Genomic DNA, 18,700 nt, shown 5'->3' on the forward strand with positions numbered 1-18,700 from the left:
GGAACGATCAACGACCTCTGCCGCTCATTGCGCGGTGGCCTGCCGATACTGCCGCGGAGTGAAACCGGTCAAGGCCTTGAACTGGCGAGTAAACGCGCTGTGGTCGGTATAGCCGCACTGCAACGCGACTTCGGTAATGGGGATGTCGGTGTGCAGCAAACGATGCGCATGTTCCAGGCGCACCTTTTGGATCATCTGCCGTGGCGTGAGGTGGAACACGCGTTTGCAGTAGCGTTCCAGTTGCGCCACTGAAATACCGGCGATGCGCGTCAGTTCGCCCAAGGTGACCCGTCGATTGAAATGGGCGCGAATGTGTTCGTCGACCGCCGCCAGCCGCTGGTAAGCCGGATGTGTATCGCTGGCCGATTGCAGATCAACCGAAATCCCCGCCAGGCCGATGATTTCACCGTTGCGGTTATACAGCGGACGTTTGTGCGTCAGGCACCAACCGGGTTCCCGGCTCCCGTACAAGTGCAATTCCAGTTGATCTTCCAGCACCAGGCCTTGCTCCAGCACACGGCGATCCTGCTCGGTATAACCCGGCCCCAATTGCGCTGGAAACACCTCGGCGCTGGTTTTGCCCAGCAGCTGTTTCATTCCGCAGCGCTGGACCAGAGCGAGGTTGGCCATGACGTAGCGCGCCTGGACGTCCTTGATAAAGATCGCGGCATTGGGAATCACATCGAGCATCGGCAACAGCGGTGCCACGCCGGCCAATAATGCTTCGATCGTTTCCGGACGAGTGCCGTCGTTCCCCTCGCACAACATCGCCAACGCGCTCTGCGCCATCAATCTCACCCTCTCACTCTTGAGGCATTTTTCGCTCACCTTGCCTCGTCGTGAGTGCGGTGTCGAGCACTGCTGCATTGTGCTGATTTCGTCATCCATACCCACGCAAAACATCAATCGCCAGCGCGCCGTCGCGTTCACTCTATGGCCATTGCATGCACCCCTGCCTATCCAATAACTCACAAGAAGGCGCGACGCTATGTCAGGCAAAGGCAAGTTCAAAAGGCAACTTTCGTTGATGGACCTTACGTTCATCGGCTTGGGCGCCATCTTCGGTTCCGGCTGGTTATTCGCCGCCAGTCACGTTTCTGCAATCGCGGGTCCAGCAGGGATTTTTTCCTGGCTGCTGGGCGGTTTTGCCGTGTTGCTGTTGGGCATTGTTTACTGTGAATTGGGCGCGGCGCTGCCCCGGGCCGGTGGTGTGGTTCGCTATCCGGTTTATTCCCACGGCCCGCTGCTCGGCTACTTGATGGGCTTCATCACCTTGATCGCCTTCACCAGTCTGGTGGCGATCGAAGTGGTCGCCTCCCGGCAGTATGCCGCGGCGTGGTTTCCCGAGTTGACCAAGGCCGGTTCCAGCGATCCGACGATCCTTGGCTGGCTGATGCAATTCGCCCTGCTGTGCCTGTTCTTCGTGCTCAACTACCGCAGCGTGAAGACCTTCGCCATGGCCAACAACCTGGTCAGCGTGTTCAAGTTCATCGTGCCGCTGCTGGTGATCGGTGTGCTGTTCACCTTCTTCAAACCAGCCAACTTCCAGGCCCAGGGCTTCGCCCCATTCGGCTTGTCGGGTGTGGAAATGGCGGTGTCGGCGGGCGGTGTGATTTTCGCTTACCTGGGGCTGACGCCGATCATTTCGGTAGCCAGTGAAGTGAAGAATCCGCAGCGGACCATTCCGATTGCGCTGATCCTGTCGGTGCTGCTCTCCACGTTGATTTATGTGCTGTTGCAGGTCGCCTTCCTCGGTGGCGTGCCCACCGAAATGGTGGTCAACGGCTGGGCCGGCGTGGCCAAGGAACTGGCGCTGCCTTATCGCGATATCGCCCTGGCCCTGGGCGTGGGTTGGTTGGCCTATCTGGTGGTCGCCGACGCGGTGATCTCCCCCAGCGGTTGCGGCAACATCTACATGAACGCGACACCGCGCGTGATCTACGGCTGGGCGCAAACCGGCACGTTCTTCAAGGTCTTCACCCGTATCGATGAAAAGTCCGGCATCCCGCGCCCGGCGCTGTGGCTGACCTTTGCCCTGTCGGTGTTCTGGACCTTGCCGTTCCCTTCGTGGGAAGCGCTGATCAATGTGGTCTCCGCCGCGCTGGTGTTGAGCTACGCCGTCGCGCCAGTGTCCGTCGCCGCCCTGCGCCGCAATGCACCGGACATGCCACGCCCGTTCCGGGTCAAGTGGATGGGTGTGCTCGGGCCGCTGTCATTCATCATCGCCGCGCTGATCGTCTACTGGTCGGGTTGGGACACCGTGTCCTGGCTGCTCGGCCTGCAAATCCTGATGTTCATCGTGTACCTGTTGTGCGGTCGTTTTGTGCCGACCAACCACCTGAGCCTGGCCCAGCAAGTGCGCTCATCGGCGTGGCTGATCGGCTTCTACGCCGTGACCATCGTGCTGTCCAAGCTCGGCAGTTTCGGCGGCCTGGGCGTGCTCAGCCATCCGTTCGACACCCTGGTGGTGGCGGTCTGCGCGATGGGGATCTATTGCTGGGGCGCGGCGACTGGCGTGCCGGCGCACCTGGTGCGTCTGGAATCCGAGGACGATGAAAGCGAAGCCGATTCGACCCTCGCGAACACTGCGACAGGCCGCCCTGCGCCTGCACACTTCTAAAGGACGGATTTATGAAACGGGTTCATGTGATTGACTCCCATACCGGCGGCGAACCGACGCGCCTGGTGATCAAAGGTTTTCCGCAATTGGCCGGCCAGACCATGGCCGAGCAGCGCGATACCCTGCGCGACCAGCATGACCACTGGCGCCGCGCCTGCTTGCTGGAACCCCGTGGCAACGACGTACTGGTCGGCGCGCTGTATTGCGAACCGGTGTCGCCGGACGCCACGTGCGGCGTGATTTTCTTCAACAACGCCGGCTACCTCGGCATGTGCGGCCACGGCACCATCGGCCTGGTCAACTCGCTGCATTACCTGGGGCACATCGCCCCCGGCGTGCACAAGATCGACACGCCCGTCGGCCCGGTCAGCGCCACGCTGCATGAAGACGGCACGGTGACGTTGCGCAACGTGCCCGCTTACCGCTATCGCCAAAAAGTGCCGGTCGACGTGCCGGGGCACGGCACCGTTTACGGCGATATCGCCTGGGGCGGCAACTGGTTTTTCCTGGTGTCCGATCACGGCCAAGCATTGCAAATGGACAACGTCGAAGCCCTCACCGATTACACCTGGGCGATGCTCAAGGCCTTGGAAGACCAAGGCATCCATGGCGAAGACGGCGCGCTCATCGACCATGTCGAACTGTTTGCCGACGACGATCACGCCGACAGCCGCAACTTCGTCATGTGCCCCGGCAAAGCCTACGACCGCTCACCCTGCGGCACGGGCACCAGCGCCAAACTGGCGTGCCTGGCCGCCGATGGAAAACTGGCCGCTGGAAAGCCTTGGGTCCAAGCAAGCATCACCGGCAGCCAGTTCATCGGCAGCTTCGAATGGGAAGGCGAACGCGTGCGCCCGTTCATTACCGGCAAGGCTTTCATGACCGCCGACGCTACGTTGCTGATCGACGAACAGGATCCCTTCGCGTGGGGCATTTGAGCTGCCCCCGCGCCACTTCACCTTCAATTGAATGCTTCGAGGAGTTAGAACAATGAGCGAGAACATTTTCACTGGCTGCATCCCTGCACTGATGACCCCGTGCACCGCCGAGCGCAAGCCGGACTTTGACAAGTTGGTGGCCAAGGGTCGCGAACTGATCGATATCGGCATGAGCGCCGTCGTGTACTGCGGCTCCATGGGTGACTGGCCGTTGCTGACCGAAGCCGAACGTCAGGAAGGCGTGGCGCGTCTGGTCGCGGCGGGCATTCCGACCATCGTCGGCACTGGCGCGGTGAACAGCCGCGAGGCGATTTCCCACGCGGCCCATGCGGCGAAAGTCGGCGCTCATGGCCTGATGGTCATTCCTCGCGTTCTGTCCCGGGGCGCCTCTCCCGCCGCGCAAAAAGCCCACTTCGCTGCCATCCTCAACGCTGCGCCGAACCTGCCGTCGGTGATCTACAACAGCCCTTACTACGGCTTCGCCACCCGCGCCGACCTGTTCTTCGAACTGCGCCGCGAGCACCCGAACCTGATCGGCTTCAAGGAGTTCGGCGGTGCTGCCGACCTGCGCTACGCCGCCGAAAACATCACGTCCAAGGACGACAACGTCACGCTGATGGTCGGGGTCGATACCCAAGTGGTGCATGGTTTCGTCAACTGCAACGCCACCGGCGCCATTACTGGCATCGGCAACGCGCTGCCCCGCGAAGTGCTGCAACTGGTGGCCCTGAGCAAACAAGCGGCCAAGGGCGATGCAAAGGCCCGACGTCTGGCCCGGGAGCTGGAGTCGGCGCTGGCGGTGCTGTCGTCGTTCGATGAGGGCTGTGACCTGGTGCTCTATTACAAGCACTTGATGGTGCTCAATGGCGACAAGGAATACACCCTGCACTTCAACGACACCGATGCGCTCAGCGATGCCCAACGGCATTACGCCGAGAATCAGTACACGTTGTTCCGCCAGTGGTACAAAAACTGGTCGGCCGAGCAGAACGTCGCCTGATCTCCCCTGTGTTCGTGCCCGCTGCGAGACCGCCGTGTTTCGCCGTCGGGCCCCCTCCTCTTTTTCAGGAAAGCGCCATGACTCTGACGGGCCAAATGCTGATCGGTCAGCACGCCATTACCGGTAGCCGCGAAGCGATCCGGGCGATTGATCCAGCCACCGACAAACCACTCGAACCGGCCTATGCCGGAGGCACCGAGGCGCAGGTCGATCAGGCCTGCGCGTTGGCGTCGGCGGCGTTCGACAGCTATCGCGAAACACCATTGGCGGCACGCGCGCAGTTCCTCGAAGCGATTGCCGATGAGATCGAAGCCTTGGGCGATGAGCTGATCGAGCGTGCGGTCGCCGAGACCGGTTTGCCGCGCCCGCGTATCCAGGGTGAACGTGGTCGCACCTGCCAGCAACTGCGAACCTTTGCCCGCACCGTGCGCGCCGGCGAATGGCTGGATGTACGGGTCGATAACGCGCTGCCGGAACGTCAGCCCCTGCCACGTCCGGATTTGCGTCAGCGTCAGGTGCCGTTGGGGCCGGTGGCGGTGTTCGGCGCGAGCAATTTTCCGCTGGCCTTTTCAGTCGCTGGTGGTGACACGGCTTCGGCATTCGCCGCCGGTTGCCCGGTGATCGTCAAGGCCCATGGCGCGCATCCCGGCACCAGCGAACTGGTGGGTCGCGCGGTGGCTCGGGCGGTGAAAACATCCGGGCTGCATGAAGGTGTGTTTTCGCTGTTGTTCGGCTCTGGCCGCGAAGTGGGCATCGCGCTGGTCAGCGACCCGCGAATCAAAGCCGTGGGTTTCACTGGTTCGCGCAGTGGCGGCATGGCGTTGTGCAAAGCGGCTCAGGCGCGTCCCGAGCCGATTCCGGTGTATGCGGAAATGAGCTCGATCAATCCGGTTTTGCTGTTTCCGGCAGCCCTGCAAGCGCGCGGTGAAGCGCTGGCGCAAGGTTTCGTTACTTCACTCACTCAGGGCGCCGGCCAGTTCTGCACCAACCCTGGATTGGTGATCGCTCATCAAGGCGCTGCATTGGAGCGTTTCATCAGCGCAGCGGCGGATCTCGTTCAGCACAGCCCGGCGCAGACCATGCTCACGCCCGGCATCTTCACTGCCTACAAGGCTGGCGTGGATTTGATGCGAGCAGAAACGGTCGCCATTGGTCTGAAGGGCGAAACACCGAACCAATGCCAAGCGCATCTGTTCGTGACCCAGGCGCAGGATTTTCTCCGCGACCCAACGTTGCAAGCCGAGATGTTCGGGGCCGCATCGCTGGTCGTGCAATGTGCCGACGACAACGAAATCCGGCAGGTTATCGAGCACCTGGAAGGTCAGCTGACAGCCACCCTGCATTTGGATGACGCCGATCTGGAAAGCGCCAGGGCGTTGTTGCCGATGCTGGAACGCAAGGCCGGCCGCCTGCTGGTCAATGGCTGGCCCACCGGGGTCGAGGTGTGCGACGCCATGGTCCATGGCGGCCCCTTCCCGGCCACTTCCGACCCGCGTTCGACCTCGGTCGGCACGGCCGCCATCCTGCGGTTCCTGCGCCCGGTCTGCTACCAGGATTTCCCGGACAGCTTGTTGCCGGCCGCGCTCAAGCACGGCAATCCGCTGCAACTGCGGCGCCTGCTCGATGGCCAGAGGGAAGACTGAGCCAATGTCTAATCACTCCACTTCGAACGACCCGCACGACATCGCCGTGGTCGGCGCCGGCATCATCGGCGTCGCCTGCGCCCTGCGCCTGGCCCGCCAAGGCCTGCGGGTGGTGGTGATCGACCAGCAGGAACCCGGCCATGGCGCCTCGTTCGGCAATGCCGGGCACCTGGCCACCGAGCAGGTGTTTCCCATCGCCGACCTGTCGATCCTCAAGCGCCTGCCCGCTATGCTCATGGACCCGATGGGCCCGCTGCGCCTGGACTGGAAATACCTGCCGCGCGCCCTGCCCTGGTTTATGCGCCTGTTGTTGAACCTGCGCCCGGTGCCGTTCCAACGCACCGTGGCCGGCCTCCGCGCGCTCAACGAAAGCAGCCTTGGCGCGTGGCAGCGGTTGCTGGCGGACATTGCCCGCCCGGATTTGCTCAGGGAAGACGGCTCGTTGCTGGTGTTCGAGCGTGCCGAGTCGCGTCAGGCGATTGAAGCGTTACAGGCGCGGATGCGTCAGCAGCAGGTGCCGGTGGATTTCTGGCAGTCCGAGGCCATTCTCGAGGTGGCCCCGCAGCTTAGTGAACAGATTCAGGGCGGCTTGTTTTTTCCGAGCACCGGGCATTTTCTTGATCCTTACCGGGTTGTCTGCGAACTGGTCGACGCGGCCAAGGCCGGCGGCGTGCAGTTCTTGAAACAACAGGTTCAGGGTGGGCACTTACAGGAGGACGGCGTCGCGCTGATCACCGATCAGGGCCATATCAACGCCCGCCAGGTGCTGATCGCCTGCGGTGCCCATTCCGCGAAGCTTACCGCTGCGCTGACTGGCAAAAAGATCCCATTGGATACCGAACGCGGTTATCACCTGATGTTGCCCCACGAGCAGCATCGGTTGCCGTTCGCCGTCACTTCGCTGGAGCGTAAATTCATCATGACGCCCATGGCCGATGGGCTGAGGCTGGCCGGCACCGTCGAGTTCGCCGGCCTCCACCGCCCGCCGAGCATGCAGCGTGCCTGGCAGTTGCACCGGCTGAGCAATGGCTTATTCCGCCGCGACTTGAACGCTGACGATGCCACGCCGTGGATGGGATTTCGTCCGTCCTTGCCGGATTCCCTGCCGATCATCGACCGGGTGTGCGAGGGCAAGGTGCTGCTCGCTTTCGGCCACCAGCATTTGGGTTTGACTCAGGCAGCCGTCACGGCCGAGTTGATCGCGCACATGGCTGCGGTCACCCCGGCTCATGGTTTACCGGCCATCGAACCGTACCGGCTCGATCGCTTCTGATAAAAAAATCGGTCAGACATCTTTGAGAATCTCGAAGGTCACCTGGTCAGGGTAGAACGCCACATAGTCTTTAATCTGATCGACCGACACCTTGGGGTTCTCATAGCTCCACACCGCGTTGGCGCCTTCATGCCCCGGGATCTGCAAGCTGAAGTAACTGGCGTCGCCCTTGTACGGGCAATAGCTGGTGTGGTCGGTGCGGGCATAATATTTTTCATCGATGTCTTCACGCGGGACGTAGTACACCGGAGGGTAATTGGCCTCGAGCAGCACCAGCGCCCGGGCGGACGCGGCCACCTGAATACCGTGGAACTTCACCAACAGACAGCCGGGTTGCTCGGCAATGGTGATGACAGGACTGGGACCGGAGCTTTTCATGGAATACGTTCCTCATGACAGTGATGAACCTATGCGATGGGCAATACAGCAGCCCCAAAACCTTAGACCACGACTGTCAGGTATAACCCATGTTTCGGCATCGCGACGGCTTCGCAGCCGAACGGAATCACAAAATCAAAAGATCGCAGCCTTCGGCAGCTTCTACGGGATTGGTGTTCGCCGCGATTATGTCGGTGAACGCGATCCCGTTTAGGAACTGCCGAAGGCTGCGATCTCTTGATCTTGCTTTACATCAAGCGACGATATCGCTCACCGCTGCCTGCCCGACCATCCCCACCGCAAAATCCACCGCGCCATGCCCGGTCAAATCGACCATCAAACTGGTCTGATTGCTCTCGGCAAACCAGGTCAGGATCGCATCACCGGCATGCCCGGTGAAACCGCTGACAAAGTTCAACGTCGCATTACCCGAGGCAAACTCGGCGATGCCGGACAGGTCGATCTTGTCCTGGCCGCTGGTGAAATCCATGATCCAGTCCGGCGCGGTCATGGTCGAATCGCTGGCGGCGCCGAACACAAACGTGTCCGCCCCGGCCCCGCCCCACAACGAATCACCGCCACCGGCCCCGTAGATGATGTCGTTGCCGGCCCCGCCTTCCAGACCGTTCGCCGCGGCGTTGCCGATCAGCAGGTCATTGCCCGAACCACCGATGGCATTCTCCAGGGTCACGCCGTGGGCGATGGAAACGTTGCCGACCAGGCCGCCCACATCGGAGAACGCGCCTTCGTTGAGGTTGATCTTCTGGTTCTGGCTGAAACCGGAGAAGTCCAGGGTGTCGTTACCACCACCGTCCCACACCGAAAACACCACTTTCGAGGCGGCCGACGTGGCGCTGTAGAAATCGCGCTCGGCGTTGGAGTTAAAGCCGTAGACCGTGTCGCTGGCGCGGGTGTCCAGGTTGGCGCCGTAGAGTTTCTGCACGGCGACGATGTCGTCGAGCAATGGTGCCGAGGCGTAGGCGCCGCTGCCGTCCTTGCTGAAGTCCTGGTGCGTGTTGCTTTCGCTCCAGTAGCTCATGAGGCTGTAGCCACGGGTGTCCTGGGCGTAGGTCACGTCGTTGTAGGTCGGATTGCCGTTACCGGCGTTGTAGACGCCCGGGTGCGACAGGCCCAGGGTGTGGCCGATTTCGTGGGTCAGGGTCTGGCGCCCGTAGTTGTTGGTGTCCGGGGTTTTGTTGACCTGGTATTGGTCGTTGATCATGTACCAGGACTGGCCATCGTACTGGCTGCCCTGGGGCAGATAGGCGAACGCCGCGCCGCCGGTGTTGTTGCTGTAGTTGCCGAAGGTCATGTGACCGTCGCCACCCTTGCCTTCGCTGAAGGTCACGTTGGCCACGTCCGACCAGGATTGCATCGCCAGCACGGCCTGGGCTTTTTGCTGGGCGCTAAATTCGCCGAACGTGCCGAGGGCCGGGTTGTAGTTGGCCGGTTTCGAGGTGAGGAAGGTGTAGCTGAGGTCGATCTTGCCGTCGGCATTCTGATCGTGCCAGGACGCGCCTTTGCGCAGGATCTGGTCGGCCGCCTGATCGGCGGTGAACGATGGTTTGCCGTTGATCAGCGCGCTGCCGCCCCGGTCGTACAAGTGGCTGAATGTATCGACGGTGGAGTAGGCGTCACTGGTCCGGGCTTTTGCTAGAGACATGGTTTACGTCCTTGTTCAAAGTAGTCAGTTTCGACAGACCACGGCGATCCCTTGGCGAGATCGTCCTGTCACTCGCCCCATTGCAGGCGCGGTGAAACTGACACAGCTTGAAACGTGGCGCTAATCAATTTCTCGATAGCGGTTTTCCAGGCATCGCTGCACGGAAAGACTGTCTGGGTAAAAAAACAGAGGAAAATTGATACACTTTTTTAGCGCTGACTCAGAAAAACCACTGTCGCCTTTGATTATCAGCCGATATTTTGTCGCTTCGGTTTGCAGGCGTAGTGACTACAACCCATTCTTGATCGGTGCCCTTCATAGAAGAAACAGGCGGTATTTTTTCAGATATCAACACGCAGATGATTAACCTGCCAGCACATGAGCCCGTCTCTGTACTGACGCACTTGAGACGAGCCTTACTGTTAGAAATATCCGGAGGCGAAAAAAGGATCGGAAGCAAAAATGAAATCACCTCCTGGATACTGAAGCACTATCAGGAAAACCCGATCGTCGGCGACATGATGAAAGCCATCATGTTGGTAGAAGAAGATTTAGTGTTGACCCGAGATGACCTCCCGTCGCTGGAGGACAGCATCAATAAACTTTATTTGCTGGAAACCAACACACTTCCGGAATTCTTCTTCGTCTCCTCCATACTCGAAGATGTTCGCTACGGCATTATGTTTCATAGAGAACATCTCAAGGGCGGCGGAATCGTTTACTCCGCAACCTTGTATAACTTGCAGGACCTTACAAATCGAATATACCGCTTTGACATCAGGGCTTATCAAGCAGAACCTGAACCGCTCATGTCAGCCTGTACAGGTGATGGTTGGGTACGTATTCCAAGGGACGAAATAGCATCAGTTCCACCGTCAGCCTTCGCCTTCCAATGCCTGGCCGCTTACTACAACTACAAATACAGGATGTTGCCGCTGGATTCTATTATCGATGAAGAATCCGCAAATCGTCCCACCAATAACTACTTGATAAAACTCCTGTCCCAGGCGTATGCAAATAAAGTCGCTTGCACAAGGGTAATGGTACCTCTGGACGCGGTTCAACCCTGGGATATCGACCATGCACTGAGTATCCCGGAAGAAAGAATCAAGGCGTTCATGCCGCATGCTATCGAGTCTGGCAGGCCCGCGTACGAACTGGTCCTCTATGAAAAAAACGGCCAACTCATAATGGATGATGATTATCTGGCGTACCTGGCCTATAACGTCATCGAAATAGACCGGGTTCCAGCCGTTATTATCGGTCCCTTCTCAAACACTGCCGTTCAGGTGCTGGGGCGAGGTTTCTCGGAACTCATTCCGCCCATTTCCGTTTCACCCTGCCGTCAACCCTCCTCCCGGCCGAGGCTGAGCAAGCAGGATATGCTCAAGAACAAGCTGAAAGGACTTGCACCGGCAAACAATCCCCAAACCCAATTCGAAAGTGTTTTCATCAAGTTCTGCAGATTGCTCGGAAACAAATCAACGGTTGAAAGAGACCTGCACAAATTCATCAAGGCCTACCCACAGATCCTCGACTGCCATCTCGCCAAGCTATACAGCGAGGTTCGCATTGGCAACTGCAGAGCCGACCTGGTCCTTCAATACAATCAGGCGGACAAGCGTATCGTGCTGATTGAACTGGAGCGCCATAGCGACGAAATTTTCACCAAAACCAATCAGCTAAGACACAAAGTCACCCATGCAATCAAGCAAGTAAACGACTGGATACGCCAGATCAGGGAAAACAAACAAGACATCCCGGACTGGTTGCAGGGCAACTACGTCGTCGAGGGCCTGGTTGTGATCGGCCGCTCACGAAAACTGACAGCAGAAAAGAAAGAGGTGTTGTTTGGCCTTAATACCAATCAAACAGTCAAGGTCATCACCTACGACGATCTGCTGGAGAGAATGCATCACCTGATAAACGCTCTTGATCAATAGCCATCCGTGGATCGACTCAGCACCTCCCAGGCATTGATCTCCTGCGTCATATTCGCCAACCGTTCACGAACCAGTTGCAACGCATCGCTGCCCAGCAACAAATGCGCGGGCGGTGCATCGCTGGCGATCAAGGTCAGCATGGCTTGGGCGGCTTTGATCGGGTCGCCCAGTTGCTTGCCGCTCTTGGCTTGGCGCGCGGTGCGGATCGGGTCGAAGGTTGCGTCATAGTCGGCGATGCTGCGCTCGGAGCGGCGCATCGAGCGCCCGGCCCAATCGGTGCGAAACGATCCCGGCGCCACCGCCGTGACCGCGATGCCGAAGGGTTTGAGTTCCTTGCTCAAGGTGTCGGAGATGCCTTCCAGGGCAAATTTGCTGCCGCAGTAATAGGCGATGCCGGGCATCGTGATAAAGCCGCCCATGGAGGTGATATTGATGATGTGCCCGGCCCGGCGCTGACGGAAGAACGGCACGAACGCCTTGATTACAGCCACTGCGCCGAACACGTTAACGTCGAACTGTTGGCGCATCTCTTCCAGCGCCGATTCCTCGAAAACCCCTTCATGGCCGTAGCCGGCGTTGTTGACCAATACATCCACCGGGCCGAGGGTGTTTTCAACTTCGGCGACGACGGCGTCGATCGCAGTGAAGTCGGTGACATCGAGGCAGCGGCCGAAGGCATTTTTCGACGGGTGTTGTTCAAACTCGATGCGCGCCGTTTCGCTGCGCACGGTGCCGATCACCCGGTGACCTGCGGCCAGGGCTTCGTTGGCCAGCGCCTGGCCGAAGCCGCTGCTGACGCCGGTGATGAAAAGGGTCTTTGTCGTCGTCATGGTCGCGCTCCGCTGTGGTGTGTTGGTCATGATAGGGATGCTACCGCAACGGCTGAACGCCGATTACTGTCGGACTTTTGCCTAATCCTATGAGCCGATTGATTTGCGGCTCGCAGCAGTTCACATTCAAGTCTCGTGTTCTCGGGTGGGAAAGGTTTTTTGAGCGAATCAGGCATAGATCAAAACGATTGCCAGGCGCAGACGATTGCGCTGCTGACGAAACTCGCCCCGGATGAGGGTTACAACCTCACCGCCCTGGCCGATGTGCGCTTGCTGCGCTCCAACCGGGCGTTGCAGCGTACGCCAGTGCTCTACGATCCAGGCATCGTTATCGTCTGTCAGGGCCGCAAGCGCGGGTACTGGGGCGACGCGACCTACCTCTACGATGCCCAACACTATCTGGCGGTTGCGGTGCCCGTGCCGTTCACCATGGAAACCGACGCCAGCGCCGAAGAGCCGCTGCTGGCAATCTATTTTCATCTGGACTTCAACCTCGCCGCCGACCTGATGCTGCAACTCGACGACCAACCCACCGCCGCACCCAAAGGCATGTACGCCTCGCCGATGGAACCGCGCCTGAGCCAATCCGTCCTGCGCCTGCTGGAAGCCCTCGATTCGCCACTGGACGGTCGCCTGCTCGGGCCAGCGCTGGTGCGGGAAATCTATTTCCGCATTCTCACTGGCGCCCAGGGCGGTTCAATGCGCGCCGCCCTCGCCGCTCGCGGGCAGTTCGGGCGCATCTCCCGGGCCCTGCGCAAAATGCACGGCAGCCTCGGCGAACGGCTCGACGTCGAACACCTGGCTGCGGAGGCGAACATGAGCGTGCCGACCTTCCACGCGCACTTCAAAGCCATCACCCACACTTCGCCGATGCAGTACCTGAAATCGACACGCCTGCACCAGGCGCGGCTGTTGATGGTGCGCAACGGCTACAGCGTGGCGCGTGCGGCATCCGACGTCGGGTATGAAAGCGGCTCGCAGTTCAGTCGCGAGTTCAAAAGGCTGTTTGGGCGCACGCCCACCGAGGAAGTGGCGCGGATGAAAGGCGCATTTGCCCTGCCGCCGCCGGTGGCTGATTCGGTGTTTGTCTCCTCACACTAAACCTATTGTGTCAGCGGCTAAACGGCGTATGGCTCACCAAGAACTCAATAAACTCCCGCAATTTCGGCGGCACTTGCCGCCCGGACGGCCAAAGCAGATTGAACTGGCCCTTCTCCCAGGTAAACGCCTCAAGCACTTCCACCAACCGCCCATCCGCCAACGCCTCGCGCACCACAAAATCGGCGGCATAGGTGATGCCGAGGCCTTGCACGGCAAGGTCCATGCGCCCTTCCACCGAATTGCAAATCATCGAGCGCGGCAGCTCCAGCTCAACGGGCTGCTCGTCCCGATTGAACAGCCACGCCTGCAACTTGCCGGACTTGGGAAAGCGAAAATGAATGCACGCGTGCTGGTGCAAGTCTTCCGGCTGTAGGGGCACGCCTCGGGAGGCCAGATACGCTGGGGATGCGACCGTGAGCATGCGGTAAGTGCCCAACGGTCGCGCGGACAACCCCGAGTCCCTGGGTACGCCGCTGCGGATGACCGCGTCGAAGCCTTCAGTGATGACATCGGTCAGGCGATCGGTGAACTCCAGGTCCAGCTGAATCTCGGGATAGCGCGACTGAAATTCGCCGAAAATCGACACAAAGGGCTTGGCGATCATCGGCAGGCTGATGCGCAACGGTCCCTGGGGCAGCGATACATTCTGCGAGAGCTCTTCGCCGGCCACTTCCAGCTCCGCCAGCACCCGCCGGCAACGCTCGACAAACTGCGTGCCTTCGGCCGTGAGGGTGATACTGCGAGTACTGCGGTGGAACAGCCGCACCCCGAACCGGGCCTCCAGCCGCGCAATGCTTTTGCTCACCGCCGAGGCCGAGATCCCCAAGGCCCTGGCCGCACCGACAAAGCTGCGGGCTTCGGCGGCGGCGACGAATACGCCGATGGCGTTCAGGCTTTCCATGATGGCTCCATTGATGACTCTGGAGTCCATTCTAAACAGAACTGCGGCCTATTTTTCCGCTAATTGCCCGAGGCTAAGGTGAGTGCTCGCTCATCTTCCAAGGGTTCTTGCCTTATGAATATCTTCCTGACCGGCGCCAACGGCTTCGTTGGCGGCAGCGTCGCTCATCGGCTGATGGCTGACGGGCACTCGATTCGCGGACTGGTCCGCGACCCAAAGAAAGCCGAACAGCTCAAGGCACGGGGCATCACGCCGGTGCTCGGCAGCCTCGATGATCACGAGTTATTGATGGCCGAAGCGCGTCGGGCCGATGCAGTGATTGACGCGGCTAACAGCGACCATGCCGGCGCCGTCGAGTCGTTTATCGAAGCGTTGCAGGGCACCGGCAAACTGCTGATCCACACCAGCGGCTCCAGCATCATCGGCGATGACGCCAAGGGCGATTATCTGTCCGGGCACATCTTCGACGAAGACACGCCGTTCATCATCGATCCGTTGAAACAGCCGCGCTACAACATCGACCTGCGCCTGATCAAAGCCGCCAGCGAAGGCATTCGCACCGTGGTGATTTGCCCGAGCAACATCTACGGCGTCGGCCACGGGCTGACCGATCACAGCTTCCAGTTGCCGTTCCTGATGGCCCGGGCCCGGGAAACCGGAGTGCTGCGGATCATCGGCAAAGGGGTCAATTGCTGGTCCAACGTGCACATCGACGATTTGACCGAGCTGTACGTGCTGGCCCTGGAAAAAGCCCCGGCCGGCGCATTCTATTTCGTCGAGAACGGTGAAGCGTCCTTCGCCGACATGGGCCCGGCCCTCGCCGAACGCATGGAGCTGGGGCCGGTGCAGTCGTGGTCGGTGGTGGAAGCCGCGCAGCATTGGGACCCGATGCACGTGCATTTCACTTTCGGCACCAATAGCCGGGTGATCGCCAAACGCGCACGTGCAGAACTGGGCTGGACACCGCGTCATGCCTCAATTCTGGACTGGATCAGCAACGAGATGCCGCTATGAACGGGCGGCGTGTATGGCTGATTACCGGGGCCGCCAACGGTTTGGGTGCGGGCATTGCCAAGGCTGCGCTGGCCCATGGTGACGCGGTGGTTGCGACGGATCTTGACCTGCCAAGTTTGGAAGCGATGTACGGCGACCGTGCGCTGAATGCCGTGCTGGATATTCGCGAGTTCACCCAGGCCGACGCCGTGGTTGCGGCCGCTATCGAGCGCTTCGGGCGCATCGATGTACTGGTCAACAACGCCGGTTACGGGCAGTTCGGGCCTTTCGAAGAGGTCGGGCCCGAGGCCATCGAGCGTCAGTTCGCGACCAATGTGTTCGGCACGTTCAACGTGACCCGTGCGGTGTTGCCGGTAATGCGTCGGCAGCGTTCCGGGCATGTGATCAACATGTCTTCCAATGGTGGTTTCAAAGGGGTGCCGGGGGCGTCGATGTACTCGTCCAGCAAGTTCGCCATCGAGGGTTTTTCCGAAGCCCTGGCGCTGGAAATCGAGCCGTTCGGGATCAAGCTGACGCTGGTGGAACCGGGGGCGTTTCGCACGGAATTCCTCGACAGTCGCATGCTGAAACTGGGGACTCGGGCGCTGGAGGACTACGACGATTTGCGTACGAAGACATTGGCGGTTTTCGAGGCACGCAATCATCAGCAGATCGGTGATCCGGATCGGCTGGGGCGCGCGGTTGTGGCGTTGGCCGCCCTGCCCCAGCCGCCGCTGCGCTTTGTCGCGGGGACCGATGCGGTGAAGGTGGTCGACGACAAACTGGCGTTTGTGGCCGCAGAACTCAACCAGTGGCGCGACCTGTCGCTGTCCACGGACTTCAATGAGGTATGAACATGCTGACTTTACGTATTGAACTGCTCGAAACCCGCGTCGCGCTGGAACGCCTGATCGCCGAATATGCGCTGGCCTTCGATGGCCGCGACGAACATCTGCTGCATAGCATTTGGCACGAAGGCGCGGTTCTGGATCTGGGCGCTGCATTCGGTAGTTACCAAGGCATCGAGGCGATCATCGAGTCGGCCCATATCAACTGGGCGAGCATGCCGCACATGCACCACTGGATGGCCAACGCCGTGATCGATATCGACGGCGAAACCGCCACCGGGCGTGTGGCGGTGGACTGTTTGTGTACCCATGTCGAGATGGGGCAGGTGCAGATCAGCGGCCTGTATCACGACCGATTCGAGCGGCGAGATGGGCGCTGGGCCTTTACCGAACGCCGGTTCGAGCTGCACTTCCTGACGCCATTGGCCAGCTGGAAAGCCGTCGCAGGCTCGGAAGTGTCTGTCTAAGTCTCGTCATCATCGGCAATCTTTTATCTGTATATCCATACAGATAAAGGTTGCCCCAATCAAAATCCCTGCGCATTCTGTACGCCTTCTTCAAACCGACTTGAACGATGGTGGTTATGCAGCTGTACCTCTGTGAGAAACCTTCCCAGGCCAAAGACATCGCGGCAGTGCTCGGCGCCAAGCGCCGGGGCGACGGTTGCTGGCTGGGAACGAACGTCACGGTGACCTGGTGCATCGGCCATCTGCTGGAAACCGCGCCGCCGGATGCCTACGACGCGCGCTATAAACGCTGGGTGCTGGCCGACCTGCCGATCATCCCCGACAAATGGAAGATGACCGTCAAACCGCGTACCGCCAGCCAGTACAAGGCAGTCAAGCGTCTGCTGGGCGAGGCTACGGAACTGGTGATCGCCACTGACGCCGACCGCGAAGGTGAAATGATCGCCCGGGAATTGGTGGAGCATTGCCGTTATCGCGGGCCGATCCAGCGGTTGTGGCTGTCGGCGCTGGACGATGCCTCGATCCGCAAGGCCCTGGCGGCGCTCAAGCCGGGGGCCGAGACGTTCAGCCTGTATCACTCGGCGCTGGGCCGCTCCCGGGCGGACTGGCTGATAGGGATGAACATGAGTCGGCTGTTTACCCTGTTGGGCCGGCAGTCCGGTTACCAAGGGGTGTTGCCGGTGGGTCGCGTGCAAACGCCGACCTTGCGCCTGGTGGTGGATCGGGATCGCAGCATTGCCGATTTCGTCCCCGTCGCCTATTGGGCCATCGATGTGCAACTGCTGCACGATGGCACCGCGTTCACCGCCCAGTGGCGCGCGGCGTCGGATGTTTGTGACGATCAGGATCGCTGTCTGAATCAGGCCCTGGCGCAGCAAGCGGCCGCGGCGATGAGCGGCGCGGCGAGTGCCCGGGTAATCAAGCTGCGCACCGAGCGCATGCGTGAAATCGCACCGTTACCGTTCGACCTGGGCACCTTGCAGGAAGTCTGTTCGAAGAAACTCGGCCTCGGCGCCCAGGAAACCCTCGACATCGCCCAGGCCCTCTACGAAACCCACAAAGTCATCACTTACCCGCGCAGCGATTGCGGGTTCCTGCCCGTGAGCCAGCACAGCGAAGCTCCCGGCATTCTCGCCGCCCTGCGCCAGGCCGATCCGAGCCTGAACGCGCTGAATGAGCATCTGCAGCCTCAGCGCCGTTCACGGGCCTGGAACGATGCCAAGGTCAGCGCACACCACGGCATCATCCCCACCGCCGCAGCGAAGAACCTCGAACGGCTGGTCGGCAAGCAGCGGGCGGTCTATACGCTGATCCGCGCGCGTTATCTGGCGCAGTTCCTGCCCAACCATGAATATGACCGCACCCAGGCCGACTTCGACTGTGCCGGCGAAGCCTTGCGCGCCGTGGGCAAGCAGATCGTCGAACCGGGCTGGAAGCGTGCTCTGCCCGAGGCGTTGGCCCCGGCCAAGGGCCGTGAGGCACCCGCACCGCAAACCCTGCCGGCCCTGGCCGAAGGACGGGATTGCGCAGTGGCCGAGGTCAAACTCAAGGATCTCTGGACCCAACCGCCCAAGCCGTTCACCGAGGGCGATCTGATCAAGGCGATGAAGAACGTCGCCAAACTGGTGGAAGACCCGCTGCTCAAACAGAAACTCAAGGACACCACCGGGATCGGCACCGAAGCGACCCGCGCCTCGATCATCCAGGGCCTGCTCGACCGGGGTTACTTGGTGAAGAATGGCAAGGCCCTGGCCGCAACGCCGGCAGCGTTCAGCCTGATCGACGCCGTACCGCGGGCCATCGCCGATCCGGGCACCACGGCGATCTGGGAGCAAGCGCTGGACATGGTGCAAAGCGGTGAAATGAGCCTGGAAGAATTCGTCACCAAACAGGCGGCGTGGATGAGCAAGCAGGTCGCCCGTTGCGCCGGCCTGAGCATGACCATCAGCGGCCCGGCGAGCCCCGCCGGTCGCGGCGCCACGCCGTGGAAGAAAAAACGCAAAACCGCCCCCCGCAAACCTGCCACCGGCACAAAACGCGTGGCCAAACCGGCGAGCAAAGCCTAGGTTGTGGGCAGCCAGACAACTGGGCGCTTTTGATGG

The 18,700-nt window shown here is 60.6% G+C and carries 16 protein-coding genes; 11 read left to right on the forward strand and 5 right to left on the reverse strand.

Features of this window, described 5'->3' with window-relative positions; genetic code table 11:
• Nucleotides 1-24: 24 nt before the first annotated feature.
• The gene (locus HKK53_RS07025; RefSeq protein ID WP_169370178.1) at nt 25-789 is read right to left on the reverse strand and encodes an AraC family transcriptional regulator; all 765 of its coding nucleotides are present in this window, start codon (nt 787-789) and stop codon (nt 25-27) included.
• 199 nt (nt 790-988) lie between these two features.
• Here HKK53_RS07025 and HKK53_RS07030 point away from each other — a divergent pair, with 199 nt between their 5' ends.
• The 5 genes from HKK53_RS07030 to HKK53_RS07050 all read left to right on the forward strand — a co-directional run bounded on the left by HKK53_RS07030 (nt 989) and on the right by HKK53_RS07050 (nt 7,474).
• Nucleotides 989-2,620 (forward strand): APC family permease, encoded by a 1,632-nt coding sequence (locus tag HKK53_RS07030; RefSeq protein ID WP_169370179.1) that lies wholly within the window; start codon nt 989-991, stop codon nt 2,618-2,620.
• A gap of 11 nt (nt 2,621-2,631) precedes the next feature.
• Complete coding sequence (locus HKK53_RS07035; protein ID WP_169370180.1) at nt 2,632-3,558, forward strand: 4-hydroxyproline epimerase; 927 nt, start codon at nt 2,632-2,634, stop codon at nt 3,556-3,558.
• Nucleotides 3,559-3,610: 52 nt separating this feature from the next.
• Nucleotides 3,611-4,558 (forward strand): dihydrodipicolinate synthase family protein, encoded by a 948-nt coding sequence (locus HKK53_RS07040; RefSeq protein WP_169370181.1) that lies wholly within the window; start codon nt 3,611-3,613, stop codon nt 4,556-4,558.
• Between the two features lie 77 nt (nt 4,559-4,635).
• Nucleotides 4,636-6,201 (forward strand): aldehyde dehydrogenase (NADP(+)), encoded by a 1,566-nt coding sequence (locus tag HKK53_RS07045; RefSeq protein WP_169370182.1) that lies wholly within the window; start codon nt 4,636-4,638, stop codon nt 6,199-6,201.
• Nucleotides 6,202-6,205: 4 nt separating this feature from the next.
• Nucleotides 6,206-7,474, forward strand: coding sequence for an NAD(P)/FAD-dependent oxidoreductase (locus HKK53_RS07050; protein WP_169370183.1), 1,269 nt, complete (start codon nt 6,206-6,208; stop codon nt 7,472-7,474).
• 12 nt (nt 7,475-7,486) lie between these two features.
• Here the strand turns inward: HKK53_RS07050 and HKK53_RS07055 are convergent, their stop codons facing one another.
• Entirely contained in the window at nt 7,487-7,852 is a 366-nt protein-coding gene (locus HKK53_RS07055; protein ID WP_169370184.1) for a DUF427 domain-containing protein, read from the reverse strand.
• Between the two features lie 253 nt (nt 7,853-8,105).
• Complete coding sequence (locus tag HKK53_RS07060; protein WP_169370185.1) at nt 8,106-9,515, reverse strand: serralysin family metalloprotease; 1,410 nt, start codon at nt 9,513-9,515, stop codon at nt 8,106-8,108.
• Between the two features lie 308 nt (nt 9,516-9,823).
• Between HKK53_RS07060 and HKK53_RS07065 the strand changes: the two genes are divergently transcribed.
• Nucleotides 9,824-11,458: a Shedu anti-phage system protein SduA domain-containing protein gene (locus tag HKK53_RS07065; protein WP_169370186.1), complete on the forward strand. Its 1,635-nt coding sequence runs from the start codon at nt 9,824-9,826 to the stop codon at nt 11,456-11,458.
• Here the strand turns inward: HKK53_RS07065 and HKK53_RS07070 are convergent.
• A complete protein-coding gene (locus HKK53_RS07070; RefSeq protein WP_169370187.1) occupies nt 11,452-12,288 on the reverse strand; it encodes an oxidoreductase in 837 nt (278 codons plus the stop codon). The two genes, HKK53_RS07065 and HKK53_RS07070, sit on opposite strands and share 7 nt — an antisense overlap.
• A gap of 159 nt (nt 12,289-12,447) precedes the next feature.
• Between HKK53_RS07070 and HKK53_RS07075 the strand changes: the two genes are divergently transcribed.
• Nucleotides 12,448-13,389 (forward strand): AraC family transcriptional regulator, encoded by a 942-nt coding sequence (locus HKK53_RS07075; RefSeq protein ID WP_237150723.1) that lies wholly within the window; start codon nt 12,448-12,450, stop codon nt 13,387-13,389.
• 10 nt (nt 13,390-13,399) lie between these two features.
• On the opposite strand, the gene HKK53_RS07080 is transcribed toward HKK53_RS07075, so the two are convergent.
• A complete protein-coding gene (locus HKK53_RS07080) occupies nt 13,400-14,290 on the reverse strand; it encodes a LysR family transcriptional regulator (protein WP_169370188.1) in 891 nt (296 codons plus the stop codon).
• Nucleotides 14,291-14,404: 114 nt separating this feature from the next.
• Here HKK53_RS07080 and HKK53_RS07085 point away from each other — a divergent pair, with 114 nt between their 5' ends.
• From HKK53_RS07085 to HKK53_RS07100, 4 genes are all read left to right on the forward strand, one after another.
• A complete protein-coding gene (locus tag HKK53_RS07085) occupies nt 14,405-15,304 on the forward strand; it encodes an NAD-dependent epimerase/dehydratase family protein (protein WP_169370189.1) in 900 nt (299 codons plus the stop codon).
• Nucleotides 15,301-16,137 carry an SDR family NAD(P)-dependent oxidoreductase gene (locus HKK53_RS07090; protein WP_169370190.1) on the forward strand — a complete coding sequence of 279 codons (837 nt, stop codon included), beginning with the start codon at nt 15,301-15,303 and terminating at the stop codon, nt 16,135-16,137. Before HKK53_RS07085 ends, HKK53_RS07090 begins: the two co-directional genes overlap by 4 nt.
• Before the next feature lie 2 nt (nt 16,138-16,139).
• On the forward strand, nt 16,140-16,598 hold the full coding sequence (locus tag HKK53_RS07095) for a nuclear transport factor 2 family protein (protein WP_237150725.1): 459 nt from the start codon (nt 16,140-16,142) through the stop codon (nt 16,596-16,598).
• Nucleotides 16,599-16,714: 116 nt separating this feature from the next.
• On the forward strand, nt 16,715-18,664 hold the full coding sequence (locus tag HKK53_RS07100; RefSeq protein WP_169370192.1) for a DNA topoisomerase III: 1,950 nt from the start codon (nt 16,715-16,717) through the stop codon (nt 18,662-18,664).
• The last annotated feature ends 36 nt before the right edge of the window (nt 18,665-18,700 follow it).

Source organism: Pseudomonas sp. ADAK7, from assembly GCF_012935675.1.
Taxonomy (GTDB): domain Bacteria; phylum Pseudomonadota; class Gammaproteobacteria; order Pseudomonadales; family Pseudomonadaceae; genus Aquipseudomonas.